This window comes from Psychrobacillus sp. NPDC093180 (assembly GCF_044754065.1).
Taxonomy (GTDB): domain Bacteria; phylum Bacillota; class Bacilli; order Bacillales_A; family Planococcaceae; genus Psychrobacillus.
Map to the genome: position 1 here is coordinate 213,468 of NZ_JBIVOJ010000005.1, position 18,856 is coordinate 232,323.

Here is an 18,856-nt window from a genome sequence, read left to right on the forward strand (position 1 = left end):
TCAAAAATAACACCATTCATAAAAAAGAGAATGGTGTTAGGGGGTGATATATTTTTTGCATCTATCGACAATACCTGCCATTATTATTGTTTGTATAAATTAAATGATTCGGTTTTCCCATCCCATTCCACAGTCACTTTAACAACTTTTACTTTAGAATATAAATTATTTCCCTCCTTGCTACCCCCTACTACTGTTTTACTTGATAGAGTACCTTTTTCTCCTATAGGTGAATCGGTTGGATGTACACCTGCTAATAGACTTTTGATTGTTGTTCTACCGGTACCTGCTTCATACGTACATGAAATCCATCCTACAGAATCAACATCTTCGCCTTTAAACTTTAAACTCCCTAGTTTTGTTATTGCCCCTTCAGAAATTTCAAGTGTATAATCACCGACCCAATTTTCACTTTCACCATGGTAAGTAAGCACTTTGGGCGACTTTATTTCTTGGGCAGAAACGGATAAGCCCAAAACTAATAAAAAGCATAAAACAACTGTTGTATATAGGTTTTTCATGGTCTCACCTCTTTTTTATGCTTATTCTGTTCAGAAAATTTTAACATACACCAGCCAAATTTTACGTTATTAAAAAGCAGGATAGGTAATGATATTTAGGGTAGGTTACTGTTTAAAAAGGAAGTAATCTACATGAAAAATCCATTCTTATTTTGTTTGTATACGTTTATCTTTTTGTTCAGTCTATCCATGTTTATAGGAAATCCTGTTTATTCACAATCTACACCTTCAAATAAAGTTGAATATTTATATCCTGCAAATAAGGAAAAAGTTTTTGTTGAAACTGTAGATGAATTTTACCAGGCATTAAGAGACATAAAGTATCCTGTTCATCAGGAGTTATATCAAAGGTATAAGCAGAAGCCAAAGCAACAGCAAAGACATTTGGATACTGTTCTTTTTAAAGAGATGCATAATGCCTCTGTAAATTTTAGGGGAAAGTTATTGTTTAATGAGGTAGAAGGGTTAAATTATATAACTTTTGATGGAAATATTCTTCGGCCCTATCCTGATATAGATACCAACTACCATCTAACTGTGAGCCCAGATAGGCAAGTATATTTCTTTTATTCCTTTAAAGACACAGAAAAAGAATTTAGAGGTAGATATGCAATTTATGATGTTGAAACAAAAGAAATGGTAGCAGGTGGAGGTACTTATATGCCAAAGTCTCCAAATCATTAGGAATACAAAAGTGTAGGAACTAAAAAAAGATTGGCTCTAAGAAGGCATATAACAAAGTATTTACCACAACCTAAATTGCACAATAAGTCAGAGGATGGTGGACGATTTGAGATTATTAAAAATAACTGCATGTATGTTAGTTATTTTCTTGCTTATTGTAAACTCGGTTGATCATGAAGGAATGGCTTCAGATGGTGAAATTACGCTAAAAGAAGCCATTCATCTTGGTTTAGAGAGAGCGAAAGAATGGAATGAGAATGCTTATTTAACGTTTCTAACCAGTGTGGATGAGGATATGGGAGGAACAAGGGGAGAAACAGGGAAACGATATAATTGGAATTTGATTTTTGAGGCTCCTGGTATAGAAAAGCAATTATTTGTTTTTATTTCCAAAGGAGAAATAAGTGGAACTCATAAGGGAAATGGACCTAGTCTTGGAGAAATAAAATTAGAGGATATAAAATTTGATAGTCCTGATTTAGTGAAAATTGCAAAGGAAATATATGGTTTACAAAAAAGTGTGGATTGGGCAACAGGATACCATTTTACGTTTGATGGGGAAAAAGATAAACATACTGTAAAAGTTTTAGGAAATGATAAGAATGGCCTTTTTACAGGAATAACTTTCGATGCCAAAAAAGGAGAAATAGTAGCTGCCAGCCACAAGGTACCAATAGGAGGAGGGGTGATTAAAAAACGTTTAGGATCCACCGAATCTGAAATATCCAAAAAAGGCAAGGCAATTATGGGGGTTATTGCAGAAAACAACTATGTAGTGTTATGGGGTGACAAAAAGCCTACCCAATTTAGTATAACAAAACAGCCCTTTATGGAATGGAGCCGTAACAATGGAGAAACATGGGAAAAGCTTCCGGTTAATAATTATGTAACACACGCATGGTTTGATAGGAATGACCAATTGTATGTAGCTACGGAAAACGAAATATGGGCAGGTGTTACATCTAAAAATAAAGGAAAGAAGATTCTTTCATTAGACCACCCGATTGAGAAAGTCGATTATTCAAGCAACAACCATCTAGCTGTGCTATCAAGTGAAAGGATTTATTATACGACCAACCACGGGGAAAGTTGGGAACAAGCTATAGTCCCTGAACCATTTTCTAAGTTTCAAATAACGGATAATGGGGTTTTATTAGTCCTCACAGGAAAAAGCAAGATTTTGCAAAAGACAAATGATGGCTGGAAAGAGATAGCAATACCCAATAGTAATGATGCACTTTTAGATATGAAAGTCATTAATAATCAGCTATTCATTACTTCAAAAAGTGGAATTTGGATTAGTGTTCTTAAAGAGGAAATTTGGAGAAAAGTTCAAATGGATGAAGTAATATTTCACTTTCATAAAAAAGGCGAGAAATTATTCGGTTATACTTACCGAGGTGAGGTTATTTATTCCATTCCCACAAAAGTTGGAAGTAAACCTGAAAAAGTATTAGATGCGGTTGAATTCGTTGTTTCGGATGTGGATAGCGTGGGAGATACGCTCTGGATTGCAACGATGCCCGATTATTCGTGGGAGGATATGACGATTCATTGAAGTGTATATTAGCAGAACAAGGCCGTCGATAGACAGCCTTTATTTTTATTCAACTAGTTGATGATTTATATGAGTTCTCGTAAGGAATGTATATCAAGCTTTTTCATTTATATTAGTTGAAATAGTAAAGTTGTGTAGATACTCAGAACTAAGACTATAAGAAGCAACTTTTTTCTTCCACTGCTTGACCACATCAATGTTATCATCGTGACTATAGATAAAGAAATTCGTTTCTTTTATTCGGTTTCTTACATTTATGACAAATGGAATAACATCTGTCTCCGGATTTAGAAAAAACTTTTCATTCCCCGGGAATATGTGATTTCTTTCTAAAAAATGAGCTTCATTAAAATATTCATTAAATCTAATCTTTTCTTCCTCATCTAAGTGCGTTCCGTTAAATGTTATCGTAATATCTTTTGAATCTAGTTTTGGATGAAGTGCAAACTTATCTAAAACCCATCCTACTAGTGCACTGGGAGGACAAGATACGAATATTAATATTGTTCCAAGTACTATAATAGTGATAATGGTCCAAATCATTTCATTTCAACTCCTAAATAAATAATATCTGGTCACCGAACTTACCGGTTGGCGCATGTATTTTTTATATTAATGACACTAATATAATAAAGCAATAAAATGTGGGATCTTTCACCAAATGTTCATTAAAGAAAAAAAATTTTAGGCATATTTGGCAATATAATAGGATTGAAAAGTCATTATTAGGACCAATTAGTAGATGATATTAAACTCTAGGTGCATATATTGACATATCGGAAATTAGTGATATGATGGTCGTATGGATATCATAGAAATTCTTAAAGCTTTGTCTAATGAAAAACGGTTGCAAATCTTGAAGTGGTTAAAAGAGCCCAATTTGTATTTTACGTCCCCTGAGGCTGAAGGGGCTACTTTAGAGAAAGAGGGTGTATGTGTATCTCAGCTGCATCAAAAGTTAAATGTTACACAATCAACGGCATCTCAATATCTTACAATGTTACATCGGGCAGGGCTACTCGAAGCGACACGTATAGGAAAATGGACATATTATAAGCGTAATGAAGAAGTTATAAAGAAAATAGGCGACTATATTTCAAAGGAACTTTAAAGCCTAGCAAGTGAATTGCACATCGCAATTCACTTTAATTACACTCTATATATCGAAGTATTTGAATATGTGAATGCGTGTTATTATATTTTTTTGCCCGAACAAATCGTTAATTCGTGATATGTTAATTTATAGAGGATGCTTCTATGTACTAGATATTCTAAGAATTCGAAAGGGAGATAGTGAACATGAATAAATTTGAAAAGCATAAGGGATATATAAGAACATTTCAAGAAAATAAACTTACTTTAGGCTTGGCTGTTCCACTGGAAGCATATCAGGGCAACGTTCCAGAAATGGATTTAGAGCAACAGATAAAACTAGCAAAACTTGCCGAAGATGCCGATTTTGCTTCTTTGATGGTCCGTGATATTCCATTAAATGATCCTTCATTCGGGGATGTAGGACAGATGTATGATCCATGGATATACCTTAGCCATATAGCGGCACATACAAAGAAAATTGCCTTAGGAACAGCTAGTGTCATCACATCGTTTCAACATCCGTTAAATCTTGCCCAATCAGCAGCCTCTTTGGATAAAATCTCGGGGGAAAGACTTCTATTTGGACTTGCAACGGGAGACCGGCCGATTGAATTCGACGCGTATAACGTTGAACGTGAAAAAAGAGCTGCATACTACCGGGAAGCTTTTTATGTGATGAAGGAAGTGTGGGCAAAGTCATTCCCAACGATTCAAACAAGTAGAGTAAGTCTAACTGGAGGAACAGATCTTCTACCAAAACCAGTATTAGGAGATATTCCTGTTTTTGTAACAGGTTTTTCTGGGCAATCAATGGAATGGATCGCGGAAAATAGTGATGGTTTATTTGGTTATCCACGTAACCCAGCTCAACAAGATAGACTCATTAAAGAGTACCGTTCATCAGCAGATGGATTTAAACCATTTGCCCAATCACTCCATATTGATTTATCTGAGGATCCAAATGAAGGGCCAAGACCTATTCACTTAGGTTTCAGAAGTGGCCATAAATTCTTAATTGAATTTCTAAAGGCATTACAAGAAGCTGGGGTGAACCATGTGTATCTAAATAACAAATATAGTCATCGCCCTGCGGAAGAAGTTATACAAGAATTAGCACAAGAAGTAGTCCCTCATTTTCCTGCAATAACGTAAATGATTAAATGTAGTTTATTAAAGAGATTAAAATCAACAAGTCTTCTATCAGGGAGAAGAGTGCCTTGGTGGAGGGACAATCGACAAATTATATCGTGATAACAAACAATTAATATATGTAGGCAAAGAACAAGGAGTATTAATATTAATAATAATAAATAGGAGTTGGAAAAGATGACAAATCTAGATAATACATTAACTTTTCGAAGAGGACTAACGTTGAAAAATAGAGTGGTAATGGCTCCAATGACAACGAAAATGAGTTTTTATGATGGTGTAGTTACACAAGATGAATTGAATTACTACTTGCTAAGAGCGGGCGAAGTAGGGGCAATTATCACTGCCGCTGCAAATGTCCAAGATGGCGGCAAAGGATGGGAAGGTGAGCTTAGCGTTGCATCTGATAAATTTATCCCTAGTCTTAGTCGATTAGCATCAACCATTAAACGAAATGGAACAAAAGCCATTTTACAACTTTTCCATGCAGGAAGAATGACTGATTCCAAAATATTACGTGGAGTACAACCAGTCTCTGCAAGTGCCGTTGCTGCAGAACGCCCGGAAGCAGTTACTCCAAGAGAGTTAACAGAAGATGAAATCTACATACTAATAGAAGATTTTAAAAAGGCTACAGAACGTGCTATTAAAGCGGGATTTGATGGGGTAGAAATTCACGGAGCAAACACCTACTTAATCCAACAATTCTTTTCCCCGCATTCAAACCGACGTGAAGATCAATGGGGCGGAAGCTTGGAGAAAAGATTTAATTTCACTAACCAATTAGTGGACGGGGTTATTTCTGTTGTTGATGATTCAAATGTTCAAGATTTTATTGTCGGTTACCGTTTTTCTCCAGAGGAATATGAAGAGCCTGGAATTAAAATGGCGGATACCCTATATTTAGTTGATAAATTGGCTGATAAAAAATTAGATTATCTACATATTTCGTTGGGTGATTACAATCGAGTATCTGTATCGGAAGAGTATAAAGAAAAAACAATCATGCAATATGTTCATGAAAAAATTAATGGTCGCCTAGCTCTAATAGGCGTGGGGGATGTACGTACGAAAGAAGATGCTGAAAATATATTAGCATATGCTGAATTAGTGGCGGTCGGGCGTTCGCTTATCATTGATCCTCACTGGACAAGCAAAGTGCTGGAAGGTAAAGAAGACACTATCAGAAGAGTGCTAGCCGATCAAGATAGAGAAGAACTTATGGTAGGAAATGGTATTGTGGAGTTCCTCGATTTTATGATGCCTGAACGTTTACGCTAAACCTCAAAGTATAATTGGATTTTGCTTAACGTATGTTTTACATGAAATTATGGTATCATGATCGCAAGCGATAGAAGGGGAGGATGTTATGAACAGTTTGCAAGGAAAAACAGCGATTGTCACGGGTGCCAGCACAGGAATTGGGGCTACTATTGCTAAGGAATTGGCCAAAGAGGGAGCAAATGTAGTCCTGGCCGCCCGCCGGCTAGAAAAATTAGATGACGTAAAAAGTGAAATTTTAAAGATTACAAATAACAACGTGAAAGTAATTGCAATCCAAGCGGATATGTCCGTTCAAAGTGACGTTAATCAGCTTGCGGAAAAGGCACTAGCCGAATTAGGCAATGTAGATATTTTAGTCAATAATGCTGGGCAAATGCTAACATCAACTATCCGATCTGGGCAGGTAGAGGAGTGGGAGCAGATGATTGATGTGAATATAAAAGGGGTGCTTTACGGCATTCATGCTGTGTTGCCATCCATGCTAAGCCAGTCAAGTGGACATATTATCAATATTGCTTCGGTTTCTGGTCATGAGGTAACAAAAACAAGTACCGTCTATAGTGCTACAAAGTATGCTGTCCGAGCCATTTCCATGGGATTGGAAAAGGAACTTGCAAGAACAGGTGTAAGGATAACGAATATTTCACCCGGGATGGTAGATACAGACTTGAACAGAAATAGCGCTTGGAATGATCGTAAAATGCTGGAGGCAACGGATATCGCAAAGGCTGTTGTCTATGCTGTCACCCAGCCTGACTATGTCAACGTCAATGAAATTACAGTTCGTCCAGTTTCATCTGACTCAGCTAGGGTCCTCCGTTTCTATAAGTAGGGGATGATTACCTAGTCATATTTGATATAGCAGGGACTCCAAAAAGTCATTTTGACTGACTTTTTGGAGTCCCTTTTTAACCCTTTTAAAAATGGAAAAAATTGAAAAACGACTTGGCGTAAAACATGAAGGGACAATTTATACAATAAATAATATTGTCGAACCCTTGAAGGACGAAGATTACTTCTTCTAAGCTATTTTATAGTCTAAAGAGAGACTAACTCTTCACTACGAGCAATTATTTTGAAAGAATGAAACGCCGGAAAGTCTGATAAACTAACGAGGTGCTTTACTTCAAGAAGGAGTAAAGCATTTTTTCTTGTTGAGCTAAAGTAGCAGTTCAGTTTAAGAACGTTTGAAGATAAATTTATAATATATATGGAAAATTTAAAGTGCTTTTATATGAACTTTATGAAACTAATAATAGGGGCAGATTTTTTTAAAAAGAAGCAATCCAACTCTATTTAAATTGGACTGCTAGTTTAGCATGTTATTTGAGTTTTAATTTATACTTTTCAAACCGCTATTAACTTTAATTCACATTTCCTTCTGCCGGGATCGGATGCACTTTCAGCAACCGGGCAAAATGCAGTAAATTGTAAGTAGTTATTTTTGCGAGTTGCATCGTAAAATCGTTCTTTCTCCCATTTGCCTCAATAAAGGATGGACCAGGGCCAGCTTCCCCCACCCAGTAGGTATCCACGTTTGGAGGAATCGTAAACCCTATATGCGACAATGCATAAATTAGGTAGCTTGAGACGTTTTTCGCACCGTCTTCATTCCCCGTCACAACCACTCCGCCCACTTTGTTATAGTAAATGTACTGGTCTTTTTCGTTCGTAAGGCTGCTTCCACCATACAATCTTTCAACAACCAAAGTAGCCAGGCTACTCTGTTCGCCAAGCCAAATCGGCGAGCCAATCAAAAGAATATCCGCCTTCTTCACTTTTTCGAAAATTTCTGGCCATTGATCCTTATCATTCACTGCCTCATGGGTTATTCCAAAGCCGATATTATAATCAGCCATCCTAAGCACTTCGGTCTCCGCTCTGTTTTCATCAAAAATTTTTACAATCTCGTTAATAAGCGCACGGGTATTGGATGGTTGGGTGCTGTCTTTCAAACTGCAATTTAAAACTAGCGCTTTAATGCTCATTGCTACATCTCCTTAGTTCTTGGTAATAGTATTTCTTTACCCTGAGAACTTGTTATAAAACCAGAAATTCGGTTCATTCGTGGTATAAAAGGGTACTGCAACCGCATATGTAACGGTGTAACAACAAGCTATATAGGAATTAGAAGAAAATATGGAGTATGCCAATCACAAGCGAATGAAGGCAAAATTAATAAATCTGAGCCCAAGTATGTATATGTCTAGAAGCAACATCTATTACATTTTATCCTTTCGCTCATGTAAGTAATAGCCAAACAGATAATAAACGAATTGATTTTGATCCAATTACGATTAATTTAAATTGAATTGAAAAATTGCACTTAAACAATAGGGCCGAAAAGGATTTAAACAAAAAATAGCGAATAGAGAGATTATTGCTATTTTAGGAGATGATCAATATAAATATCGTAATAAAGGAATTACCAGAATATGAGGTAGCGTTTGTAAGACGAGTTGGAAGCTATTTTGAACCACAGGATCATTGGGAAAAATTGATGCACTGGACAAATGAAAATGGAATTTTTCCACCTCACCAATCATTTATAGGGATATCTTTAGATAATCCTGAATTTGTGGAAAGTGATAAATGTCGACATGATGCCTGTGTTACCATTCCTGCAGGATTTAAAAAAGAGAAACATAGTAATATCCAATTCAAAAAGTTAGATGGAGGGCAGTATGCTTTGTATCCATTTTATGATAAACCCGAATTATTGAATTTAGCTTATAAATATATGTTTGAACAGTGGTTGCCAAATAGTGAGTATGAGGCAGATTACGATAGATATAATCTTGAGTTTGGTTTGAATAACCCTTGGGAAGACCCAGACGGGAAAATGAAAGTTGATTTATTTGTGCCGATAAAAAAGCGAATATCTTAAACTATTGGACGAACCAGTATGAAATGCTGAAAACAGTAACGAAGAAGATTATACAAAAATCATAAGGGGGGAAAAGAAAGTGATAGATTATAATGGTCGTAGCTTTGTTTCCATTGAAAATACAGATAACGGTGAGGTTTCTTCTAAGACTATTTTTGATTACAAACAAGAGGGACATATCATCTCAGCAACATATGGTGGAAGGGAAATTGTAAAAGGGACATTGATCGGAGTAATAAAGGAAGACGGTTGCTTAGAATTTAGATATAACCACGTTAATAACAAAAATGAAATTAGAGGTGGAAAGTGTACTTCTACTCCTAAAGTTTTACCCGATGGGCGAATAAGGTTATATGAAAATTGGAAATGGCTTGATTCTGAAGCTACTGAGGGGAACTCAATTATGGAGGAAATTAGTGTATAAAACGATTGTACATTTTTGTTTATCTTTATTGTGTTAAAGATACTTACGTTAAAACTCATGGGTTGCTTAGGCAGCTCTTTTTTCATATGGAGCTAATACGGCAAGTAGTGGAAATATTAAGAGGGAATGTTACATTAAGAATAATAAGTTAAGCAGGGGGTGGAAAATGTTATTACTATGGCAGCTTTCATTATTTGTTTCCATTGCAACTTTATTTATTGGAGTTGCTAAAACGTCTTGGGTGTTCTTACTAATTAGTACGATTACATTTATACCGATAGCATATTATTTTTCAGGAGCAAACAATGCTTGGAAATACGTTGGTTTAACTCCGTTCTTTCTACTTTTTCTAACGATATTATTTTGGTTTATACATAAGAGAAAAACTAGGATAATTCGGAAGCAGTTGCATTAATGGAAAGTTAAGTGCACCAGGCTTTGTCACATAGCCGTTGGAGTCAAATTAACGAGGCAAGTTGACCTCCACTGGAACAAAAAGATTATTGAATCTAATATGAGGTAGATCTCATTATTAAAAATAAGATTAAATGAGGTGCTCTTTTATGGAAACAAAGGAAACTGAATTTCATGAAAAATGGAAAAGAATCAGAATGGACGGTTATTCAACGTTCTATAAAGGTAATATTCTTAAATACTATATGATAGTTTTATTAATATTGTTTGTATTTATAGATCATACAATTTTTTTAGAACCGTCCTTTGCTATTCAAATTTTCGTGTTGTCCCTTTATTTCGTGACCACTTTTTTCATTGCATCATTTGCTATCAGTTATTCATGGAGAAGGAATGAAAGAAAATATAATCAACTGAGGTGAAAAGGGTGAGAAAGATAATATTTCCAATTATTTATGTATGTGAATGGGTTTTATATCTTTTTGCTCTGCTATTTGTCTTTATCTATAATATAATTAGCCTCTTTAACTTAATCTATATAGATATGCCTTGGGAAGAGCCGTTTTCTTTAACTTCCTCCTTCGAGAAGTCATTATTAATAGTGTTAGGGATGGCTTTGATTATTTTCTTGTATATACGATATTTAACTGGTAATAGATTATATAAAATTGTAAAAGAAGTTGTTTGGGGAGTTCTCCTCGGGTTAAACACATTTAGTTGTCTGCTTTGGTTGATTGTTAGTGATATTCCTAATTTGACTAAAGGGGATCAGGTTTTATTTATGCTAGTTCCTTTATTTAGCCTCATTCTTACCATTCAAATAATCGTAAAATTACGAAAAGAACTAAAATGAGCATGATTTCTAACTTAACTAACAGGCACTATAGATCAAATCTTGGAGGATAATATGAAAAGACAGATGTTTATTATAATTGTTTTCATCTTAATACTAGCAGGATGTAAGGATCCATCAAGCTCAGTATCGGAAAATAGTGATGTAAATAATATAACCCAAATAGAAAAGCTGGAAATGACAAATGAGCAAAAGAAAAAGCAGATATCTGATATGGAAAAGAAGAATGAGGAAGAAAAAGAAGCATTAAGGACAACGATGAATTTAGCATTCCAACTTCTCACTGCAATAAATAATAAAGATTATGAGTACATTACATCCATTTCTTCCTCCAATATTCGAGTGAATGTAGAAGAAAGCACTATCTATTCTACTGACTATAGCTACAAAATGAATGATATGCCTTATCTATTAGAAAACCTAGAGTATCGTCATTATCAAATGGAAAACGATAAGCTGACAATTGGCTTTGCAAATTATTTTTCTGAGGGACATAGTACTATCAACATTGGATTTATCAAACAGGATGGACAATGGCTATTTGATTATGTAGTGACTGATGCTTAGAGCTGTGCAATTCTGAAGAGATAATCTGTGATGAAAAAGGAACATCTCGAAGTAGAATAAAGTGCTGTTAGTATTTTACAAGCTAAAATTTTTATAAGTAGGTGCTTTAATGTTATCAACTCCTTTAGGGGCTATAAAATTATTTGTTAATGATGAAGAAGTGGGATTTACTGCGATAAAAATAGATTTAGATTTGCATTGTCGAGATGTAAATGGTAGGTATTTAATTCCATATGAATACAAAAATGAAATGAAGAGTCAAGAGATCAAGTGTTGCATACCTTCAATAGATGTAAAAGGTGAAGTTGAAAGCGGAGAAAGACTTGAGGCAATATCTTTTTACAAAAATGATATAAAACTCACAATTGGAGTAGAGGGAGAATTTACAGGCAACAATAGATATATTGATTATGGTGGGGATTATTTAAGTAATGGAATTCAATATGACACATATCACACTACTTTGGATAGAACGTTTATATTTGGTGTTTGTTGGATTCAACCATTGACAGAAGAAAATGATGTTCAAACTTGGTTTGGTGCTGACCCAACTTTAATACAGAATTTATAGTTTGTGAGTAGTATACTTTGGCTGGAGGGCAGAGCATGAACAAAAGAATAAAAATGAAAATAGCAAAGAGGTATAGAGGAGAATTGGTGTGGGCTATTTATTATGGTCAACTGGAAAAAGTAAAAGGATTAATCCGCTCAGGAATAGATGTGAATGAATCCGATGAAGATGAACGGACAGCGATTCATTGGGCGACACAGGAAGGGCAGCTGGAAATTATTCAATTGCTTCTCTCAGTCGGTGTCGATATTGATGTAAAAGACGAAAATGGTTTTTCACCTCTATATCAAGCGTCTGCAGATGGGAATATACAAGTTGTAAATTATCTATTAAAGAACGGCGCTGATATTGAAACAAAATCGAATGATGATACTACTGCTTTAATAATTGCCAGTTGTTATGGCCATTTAGAAACGGTGAAGTTGCTCATAGAAAGAAGTGCGGATATTATGGCAAAAACCGACGATGGACATACTGCACTTTCTTTAGCAAAGGAATATGGAAATGAGGAAGTTGCTATATTTCTAAAAGAGCAAGAGAATTTATTTTCCAAGTAAGAACATTATTTACTTCTGCCTTCGGTGATTTGGCTAGATATTAATCAGGTTTTAGTTATACAGTGCCTAGTACGTATCTAATTTCCCTTTGCAAAAGCCGAATAATATTTGATTTAACCAAACCAGATAAAAAGAAAAGCCGAACTACGACGAAACAATAAATTAAAGTTTCGTGGGTTAGTCCGGTTTTTTTATTGTCTGAAATTATTTTTCCTATATGCCTGTTTTTATGCCAAACCCAATCAAAATTAATCCAGTTGATTTTTGGAATGCCTTCTGGAATTTGGAGTTGTTCAACCATTTTTTTGCATAATCAATCACATAAACAAGGGTTAGAAACCAACAAACAGCGAGTAAAGTAAGGATGAAGGCTAACATGATCAATTGCTGATTTACATTTTCGTTCAAATCGATAAATTGAGGCATGATCGTTATATAAACCAAAACTGTCTTTGGATTGAGAACATTACTAAGTAATGCTTGCATAAAGGAACTTTTATTGTACTGGTTTGAATATTTCGTAGGTGTGTTTGCTTGTGATTGAATCTCTTTTAAAGAAAACATGCTTTTAGTAAAAAAACTTCTTATCCCTAAATAAATTAAGTAGGCGGCTCCCAAATATTTAATGATACTGAAAAGAACAACAGACTTTGCGATGACAACAGATAAACCGAGAATGGCGATAAGCGTCCAAAAAGAAAGTCCCGCTGCCATACCGAGTACCGTAAAGCGTCCGGCTTTTGGACCATAAGCGAGCGTATTTTTCACTAGCAACATCGTATCTACTCCAGGTATGATAACCATCATTGCAGCAATTGAAATATATATTAGTAAGCTATCCATGTTGTTTCCCCCTTCTCTTTCTGTTAGTGACTACCGCAGTAACTACTTATGATTATATCAGAATATTTTGGATAAAATCAATAGATTTTGTTAAACTATTAGTTACAAAGGTAGCGACTAAATTTGTCTTGGAGGATATATGCAGGAAAACATTTTAGATACATTAAAAAATTTGAATTTTACCGAATATGAAGCAAAAGCATATCTTACCTTATTACAAGAATCACCATTAACTGGCTATGCAGTTGCAAAACATTCAGGTGTGCCCCGATCGAAGATTTATGAAGTTCTGGAAAGTCTCGCCATGCGAGGAGATATTCTGATCAGTCCCGGGAACACACCACTCTACTCTCCTATTCCTGCAAAGGAACTAATTAAAAATCGCCGAATGAAAGCAGAAGAGCATTTTGAACTGGCAGAAAAATCATTAGCAGAGTATAAACAATCAGCAAATGATCGTGAAAACATCTGGAACATTACGGGACGCAATGAAATACTTGATAAGGTAAAAGCTTGTATAACATCTGCCAAAAAAAGAATTCTCTTAGAAGTCTGGAAAGAGGAATTTGAAGAAATGGAGACTGAACTGAGACAGGCAACAAAAAGAGGAGTAAACGTAACGATTATTGCGTATGGGGAAATCGCCTCTGATTTTGCTAATGTTTACCACCATTATATGGGTCAAGAAATTACAGAAGAGTATGGAGGACGATGGATTGTCATCAGTGGAGATGATTCGGAAGTTGTAGCGGGTATTGTCTCGCTGGGTAAAGATAGCCGTGCAGCATGGACCATGCATGTAGGTTTAGTCATGCCAATTACAGAAGTGATGATTCATGATTTATATCTTATGGAAATTATGGAACAACATAAAGAACTTTTGGAGGAGAGCTTTGGGAAGAACCTCGTCAATTTACGTCGCAAATTTTCCATCCATCCAGATTTTAAAAAGCATTATGTGGAATAGATTTGTTCTGTACTTGGCTATTTATTAAACAAAATACGAACAGCATTCTTCCTTATACGAAAAATGCTGTTCTTTTTCAGCTAACTGGTGCTTAAGTGTTTTTATAACGTAGCAATTTGATTGAAGTAGGAGAGTACTAGCTTTAGTAGGAGGAAAGAATTGTGAAGATAAACACGTATGCACTAGTATCATTTATATTTGTATGGGCAATACCAACTTTTTTGGTTATTAGAGAGTATGTAAAAATGGATAAGGAGGATAAAAAATCAGCCATCAATGATTTTAAGTCAAGACGTTTTATTTTCACAGGTGGGTTTCTTTTGCTGGGTGCTTTCTTAGCACATTTAGGCTCTTTATTCACCTTAAACATAGTGGGGGTTATTGGTGGCATATTCGTCGTTTTAGGTGGAATCGTCTCTACAGTTAACTTGTGGAATAAAAGTAGAAACAAAAGTATTTTGATGATTATTCTTATAGCTGTTTTTTCGTGGTCTTTATTGATTTAGTGTCATTTCTATTTCCAATTATTGCACATATTGGATTGAAAAAAACATGGTACACTTAAATTAAAAACCGAAAGATTGTGAGAATTAAATCATGAAAAAAAGTAGAATAATTCAAAAGAAATTCGTAACCATTTGTGGTGCAATGCTAATAGCAATAATTTTAGTAATTGTTTACGTTCCACAAGCATATCTTGCTGCATTGCTTCCAGTACAGAAATTAGTCAATAAAACTGAAGATAATTCAGTACAAAATAAAATAGTCGAGAATAAAGTACATAAATCAGAAAAAAATCAAGCGAATGAAGTGGAATCTGCTGAAAATGATATCCATGAAGTTAGTCAAGAAGAGCCAACATCTACAGAAGAATTAATAAAAGAAACCGCAGTCAAAACAACTGTTCTACCAAAAAAAGAAGAAAAACCAACTGTTCCACTGAAAGATGATGCTAATCACCAGTATAATGAAATGTTAATTAAACATGACATAGAAGGTTACAAAAGAAATGGTCGCGATATGTCCAATGATCCAGAGTATCGAGCTCAATTAAGAGAAATATACTCTGAAGAGGATTTAAAAAGAATGTTCGCTCCGAGACGTGTTGTAACTTTGCCGAATGTAGAAGGTAAGACTGTAGCGGATGCTGTAAAAATAATGCATGCAGCAGGAATTACTCCTCGAGTGGCATACGAAGACGGTGGTGCTGGAAAAAAAGAAGGCACGGTGATTCGACAGGAGCTGCCTGGAGATGGACGAAAATGGAATACAGATGCGTCCATTTTTATATACGTTCAACGTAGCAACAAGCCTGTGAATACAGCGCCGGTAAAAAATGTAACGGAACCGACCACAAAACCGACAGTTAGCACACCTAAACCACAGCCATCACAAACAAAGCCATCAGTTGAAACACCTAAAACAACAGAACCACAACCAAAACCGTCTGATGATGCTGCTAAATCTGTAGAACCTACAACAAAGCCAGCAGAATCAAATGAACTACCAAAAGAAACATCGAATCCTGAAGTGCCAAACAATGATACTACTCAACCTTCTGATGAATCTTTGTAGGAAAAACCTGATGATACGATTTTCACCAATAATTCCTATTTATCAAGCTGCCATACTCAATTAGAAAGTTGAATGTAAAGCACGATCCAGATTATTGGGTCGTGCTTTTTAGCGTTAAAAAAACAATCCTATAGATTAATAAAAGCAACCAGAAGGTGAAGCTATGTCTAGAAAACCGAAAAAACGGGTAAAGCATACATAGTTGGAGTAAACAGGAGGTAATTATTAATGACTAATCATATTGTGGGTGTATACGAAAATGAACAACAAGCGGTTGATGTGGTGGAGGAATTAAAAGAAAAAGGCTATACAACAGAGGAAATTTCCGTTATTGCTAAAAATACAGAAGAACTATCAGAGATCACACAGGAAGTAAAACCTTCCACTAGGGACGGAGCCATTGCAGGAGCTGTAACTGGTGGAGCCATTGGTATAGCGGGTGTGTTAGCAGGGTTATCCACTATATTGATTCCTGGATTTGGCGCTGTGTTGGCTGCAGGCCCTATCCTTACAACAATTGGAGGAGCAGTAATAGGGGCCAACGCTGGTGCTGGCGGACTAAAGCATGCTCTAATGGAAATTGGAGTTCCCGATGATGAAGCCGAACGCTATTCTAATGATGCGGAAGAGGGAAAAATCCTAGTATTTCTTCATCCCAAAGATTGAGAGAGGATTAGATAGTTGCAGGTTGATACTAAGCTATTAATAAAATCTTAGGCCATCTTTTCGATGGTCTATCTTTATGTCCAAAACATTGAGTGGATTTTGGGTAGGATTTTAATGATGAAAAATAGTATAATTAAAATAGTCTAAAAATTATTTAATATAATTTTTAGGGCAAAGGTTTAGAGGAGGCGTTCATTATGACAAATATTAGAAAATATATTATTAATGACTTCAAGGGGATAACGACTAATTAGTGAAGTTGTTTAACGTTCCCCGCATTCTGAAAGGGGAAAAATATGAGAATTGAAAATGTGAAAATGGCAGAATTAAATGCAGAAAACTGGTACGATTGTTGTGAATTAGAGGTATCACCAGAACAGAAAGCATACATGGAGCCCAATGCTATATCAATAGCTCAATCCAAATTTGAGCCGACTTTAAAGCCATATGCTATTTATGCAGAAGAGAAGATAGTTGGTTTTCTCATGTACAATTCTGTTCAAGAAGAACTGGATGGTTATTGGATTTATCGAATAATGGTAGATAAGAAATTTCAAGGTAAGGGTATAGGTAAAGCTGCAACTGAGTTAATGATATTAGAAATGGCTAAATTACCTGATGCGAAAAAAATTATCGTAGGTTATCATCCAGAAAATTTGGGAGCACATAATTTATACTCAAGTTTAGGATTTATTGATCATGGCGATAGATTCGGTAAGGAAATGGCAGTTATCTTACATGTAAACGACTGAGAGTTAAATAAGATGATTTAATAAGAATGGGCCACTTTTTGGTCCTTTCTTTTTATGTCTTATGGATGGAGGAGGGATGTTCAAATGAAGATAATTCTTCAAGCATTTATTGGTTCGATCATCATTCATATAATTTATACAGCTTATACGATTATGGGCGGTTATATAAAAACAAAATATTATAATCCAGATATACCAAAAGGATGGGAAACAGTGGACGTGCTTCAAAATGAAGTAGCGTTCGGCATGATCATTTCCCCATATTTCTTTTTATATTCTATTTTGAGTGTAACTGTTATTTGTGCCATTATCCTATTTGCTTATGAAAAATTATTTAAGAAGAAGGTAAGTTACGTCAAGAAGGGTTAATGCATAAAAGCAAAAACTTATAAAGGGAGGGTCAATACATTGTTAATAACAAGCCAAACGGAGATTCAAGCATCTAAGGAGGTAGTATTCTCTTACTTAGAAGATAATGAGAAACAAAAAGAATGGATGACAGGATTAGAAGGAACGGAATATTTAACGGAGTTTGATAGTAATAATCCGGTTGGTATAAAGTTCAAACAAAGGTTAAGAGAAGGAAACCGTATTCAAGAATATGAAGGACAAGTTACGGAATTCAATAAAAATAATAGATTAATTATTCAAATGAATCATCCTTCTTTCTTGATCAATCTTTCTTATAAACTTCAAGAAATTAGTCCGAGTTCTAGCATTCTTTACATTACAGAAGAACTAACAGCTAAGACTGTTTCAGGAAAGATAATAAGTATCATTTTTCGTGCATTTATGAAAAAAGGCTTAGAGAAACAAATGAAGGAATTGAAACAGTGCGCTGAAAAAAATAATAATGCTTTGGCACACTCAAACTAACATCGCAGTTTAGTTGAACAAAAAGGACTTTAGATAAGAAAATCGAAGTATATAAAGGGAGTTATTAAATGGGAGGGAAAAGAAATGGAAGTAAAGACACTTTTGTTACAACAATGGGCAAGCTGCTTGGATGAAGAAGACTGGTTTCCACCACTTGATAAAGTGCTAGAGAACATTAATTATGAACAGGCACTTTGGAAACCGGCTGAAGGGGCGATGAATTCCATTTGGGAATTAGTTTGTCATTTACTTTTCTATGAAAAGAGACTTCTATTGCGATTTCTTGGTGAAACAGCGAATGAACCACAAGCAGAAGATAATAAATCTACATTTCGATTACCCACTGAGACATCTGAAAATTGGGAGAAAACAAAACAAGAATACTTCTATGTTCATCGTGAACTCGAAAAAATACTAGCAAAAGCAGAACAGGAAGATTTGTATAGACAGATCCCTGGAGAAAGATCATTAGTGCTGGAGATGAAGAGTTTAGCAATGCACGATGCATATCATATTGGGCAAATTGTATTCCTAAGTAAAATGCAAAGAGCTTGAGCAGGGAAACGTAGCTATTAAAAAGCTTGAAAACGGGGACTTTCGATTCGGACGTCCC

At 35.3% G+C, this 18,856-nt stretch carries 25 protein-coding genes; 21 read left to right on the forward strand and 4 right to left on the reverse strand.

All coding sequences use genetic code 11. The features are described from left to right. Positions 1–83 precede the first annotated feature (83 nt). Positions 84–521 (reverse strand): hypothetical protein, encoded by a 438-nt coding sequence (locus ACIP9W_RS09595; RefSeq protein WP_400788537.1) that lies wholly within the window; start codon positions 519–521, stop codon positions 84–86. A gap of 132 nt (positions 522–653) precedes the next feature. On the opposite strand from ACIP9W_RS09595, the gene ACIP9W_RS09600 reads away from it, so the two are divergent. Together ACIP9W_RS09600 and ACIP9W_RS09605 are read left to right on the forward strand one after the other, a co-directional pair. Next, complete coding sequence (locus ACIP9W_RS09600) at positions 654–1,205, forward strand: hypothetical protein (protein ID WP_400788540.1); 552 nt, start codon at positions 654–656, stop codon at positions 1,203–1,205. 106 nt (positions 1,206–1,311) lie between these two features. Continuing rightward, a complete protein-coding gene (locus ACIP9W_RS09605; RefSeq protein ID WP_400788542.1) occupies positions 1,312–2,763 on the forward strand; it encodes a WD40/YVTN/BNR-like repeat-containing protein in 1,452 nt (483 codons plus the stop codon). Between the two features lie 93 nt (positions 2,764–2,856). On the opposite strand, the gene ACIP9W_RS09610 is transcribed toward ACIP9W_RS09605, so the two are convergent. Further along, on the reverse strand, positions 2,857–3,306 hold the full coding sequence (locus ACIP9W_RS09610; RefSeq protein ID WP_400788544.1) for a YfmQ family protein: 450 nt from the start codon (positions 3,304–3,306) through the stop codon (positions 2,857–2,859). A 259-nt stretch (positions 3,307–3,565) separates the two neighbouring features. Here ACIP9W_RS09610 and ACIP9W_RS09615 point away from each other — a divergent pair, with 259 nt between their 5' ends. The 4 genes from ACIP9W_RS09615 to ACIP9W_RS09630 all read left to right on the forward strand — a co-directional run bounded on the left by ACIP9W_RS09615 (position 3,566) and on the right by ACIP9W_RS09630 (position 7,123). After that, complete coding sequence (locus ACIP9W_RS09615) at positions 3,566–3,874, forward strand: ArsR/SmtB family transcription factor (RefSeq protein ID WP_400788547.1); 309 nt, start codon at positions 3,566–3,568, stop codon at positions 3,872–3,874. Between the two features lie 188 nt (positions 3,875–4,062). Further along, positions 4,063–5,010, forward strand: a complete 948-nt coding sequence (locus ACIP9W_RS09620; protein WP_400788550.1) for an LLM class oxidoreductase — start codon at positions 4,063–4,065, stop codon at positions 5,008–5,010. A gap of 174 nt (positions 5,011–5,184) precedes the next feature. Further along, positions 5,185–6,288, forward strand: coding sequence for an NADH-dependent flavin oxidoreductase (locus tag ACIP9W_RS09625; RefSeq protein WP_400788552.1), 1,104 nt, complete (start codon positions 5,185–5,187; stop codon positions 6,286–6,288). An 88-nt stretch (positions 6,289–6,376) separates the two neighbouring features. Then, positions 6,377–7,123, forward strand: a complete 747-nt coding sequence (locus tag ACIP9W_RS09630; protein WP_400788554.1) for an SDR family oxidoreductase — start codon at positions 6,377–6,379, stop codon at positions 7,121–7,123. A 532-nt stretch (positions 7,124–7,655) separates the two neighbouring features. Here ACIP9W_RS09630 and ACIP9W_RS09635 read toward each other — a convergent pair. Continuing rightward, positions 7,656–8,279 (reverse strand): flavodoxin family protein, encoded by a 624-nt coding sequence (locus tag ACIP9W_RS09635; RefSeq protein WP_400788556.1) that lies wholly within the window; start codon positions 8,277–8,279, stop codon positions 7,656–7,658. A gap of 407 nt (positions 8,280–8,686) precedes the next feature. Here ACIP9W_RS09635 and ACIP9W_RS09640 point away from each other — a divergent pair, with 407 nt between their 5' ends. The 7 genes from ACIP9W_RS09640 to ACIP9W_RS09670 all read left to right on the forward strand — a co-directional run bounded on the left by ACIP9W_RS09640 (position 8,687) and on the right by ACIP9W_RS09670 (position 12,564). Continuing rightward, a complete protein-coding gene (locus ACIP9W_RS09640; protein WP_400788558.1) occupies positions 8,687–9,178 on the forward strand; it encodes an AraC family transcriptional regulator in 492 nt (163 codons plus the stop codon). 79 nt (positions 9,179–9,257) lie between these two features. Beyond that, positions 9,258–9,602 carry an avidin-fold protein gene (locus ACIP9W_RS09645; protein ID WP_400788561.1) on the forward strand — a complete coding sequence of 115 codons (345 nt, stop codon included), beginning with the start codon at positions 9,258–9,260 and terminating at the stop codon, positions 9,600–9,602. A gap of 166 nt (positions 9,603–9,768) precedes the next feature. Next, positions 9,769–10,017 carry a hypothetical protein gene (locus ACIP9W_RS09650; protein WP_400788563.1) on the forward strand — a complete coding sequence of 83 codons (249 nt, stop codon included), beginning with the start codon at positions 9,769–9,771 and terminating at the stop codon, positions 10,015–10,017. A 426-nt stretch (positions 10,018–10,443) separates the two neighbouring features. Further along, a complete protein-coding gene (locus tag ACIP9W_RS09655; protein ID WP_400788565.1) occupies positions 10,444–10,869 on the forward strand; it encodes a hypothetical protein in 426 nt (141 codons plus the stop codon). A 54-nt stretch (positions 10,870–10,923) separates the two neighbouring features. Continuing rightward, a complete protein-coding gene (locus ACIP9W_RS09660; RefSeq protein WP_400788568.1) occupies positions 10,924–11,436 on the forward strand; it encodes a hypothetical protein in 513 nt (170 codons plus the stop codon). Positions 11,437–11,545: 109 nt separating this feature from the next. After that, the gene (locus ACIP9W_RS09665) at positions 11,546–12,007 is read left to right on the forward strand and encodes a hypothetical protein (RefSeq protein ID WP_400788570.1); all 462 of its coding nucleotides are present in this window, start codon (positions 11,546–11,548) and stop codon (positions 12,005–12,007) included. Positions 12,008–12,042: 35 nt separating this feature from the next. Further along, a complete protein-coding gene (locus tag ACIP9W_RS09670) occupies positions 12,043–12,564 on the forward strand; it encodes an ankyrin repeat domain-containing protein (protein WP_400788573.1) in 522 nt (173 codons plus the stop codon). A 213-nt stretch (positions 12,565–12,777) separates the two neighbouring features. Here the strand turns inward: ACIP9W_RS09670 and ACIP9W_RS09675 are convergent, their stop codons facing one another. Further along, entirely contained in the window at positions 12,778–13,407 is a 630-nt protein-coding gene (locus ACIP9W_RS09675; protein WP_400788575.1) for a homoserine/threonine efflux transporter, read from the reverse strand. Positions 13,408–13,546: 139 nt separating this feature from the next. On the opposite strand from ACIP9W_RS09675, the gene ACIP9W_RS09680 reads away from it, so the two are divergent. The 8 genes from ACIP9W_RS09680 to ACIP9W_RS09715 all read left to right on the forward strand — a co-directional run bounded on the left by ACIP9W_RS09680 (position 13,547) and on the right by ACIP9W_RS09715 (position 18,798). Continuing rightward, positions 13,547–14,374 (forward strand): TrmB family transcriptional regulator, encoded by an 828-nt coding sequence (locus ACIP9W_RS09680; protein WP_400788577.1) that lies wholly within the window; start codon positions 13,547–13,549, stop codon positions 14,372–14,374. Between the two features lie 161 nt (positions 14,375–14,535). Beyond that, complete coding sequence (locus ACIP9W_RS09685) at positions 14,536–14,880, forward strand: hypothetical protein (RefSeq protein WP_400788579.1); 345 nt, start codon at positions 14,536–14,538, stop codon at positions 14,878–14,880. Positions 14,881–14,971: 91 nt separating this feature from the next. Further along, positions 14,972–15,949 carry a PASTA domain-containing protein gene (locus ACIP9W_RS09690; RefSeq protein ID WP_400788581.1) on the forward strand — a complete coding sequence of 326 codons (978 nt, stop codon included), beginning with the start codon at positions 14,972–14,974 and terminating at the stop codon, positions 15,947–15,949. A 228-nt stretch (positions 15,950–16,177) separates the two neighbouring features. After that, entirely contained in the window at positions 16,178–16,615 is a 438-nt protein-coding gene (locus ACIP9W_RS09695; protein ID WP_400788584.1) for a general stress protein, read from the forward strand. A 296-nt stretch (positions 16,616–16,911) separates the two neighbouring features. Further along, positions 16,912–17,367, forward strand: coding sequence for a GNAT family N-acetyltransferase (locus tag ACIP9W_RS09700; protein ID WP_400788586.1), 456 nt, complete (start codon positions 16,912–16,914; stop codon positions 17,365–17,367). Between the two features lie 84 nt (positions 17,368–17,451). Next, a complete protein-coding gene (locus ACIP9W_RS09705) occupies positions 17,452–17,736 on the forward strand; it encodes a hypothetical protein (protein WP_400788588.1) in 285 nt (94 codons plus the stop codon). Positions 17,737–17,775: 39 nt separating this feature from the next. Further along, a complete protein-coding gene (locus ACIP9W_RS09710; protein ID WP_400788591.1) occupies positions 17,776–18,243 on the forward strand; it encodes an SRPBCC family protein in 468 nt (155 codons plus the stop codon). Positions 18,244–18,327: 84 nt separating this feature from the next. Then, on the forward strand, positions 18,328–18,798 hold the full coding sequence (locus tag ACIP9W_RS09715) for a DinB family protein (protein WP_400788593.1): 471 nt from the start codon (positions 18,328–18,330) through the stop codon (positions 18,796–18,798). Positions 18,799–18,856: the final 58 nt, after the last annotated feature.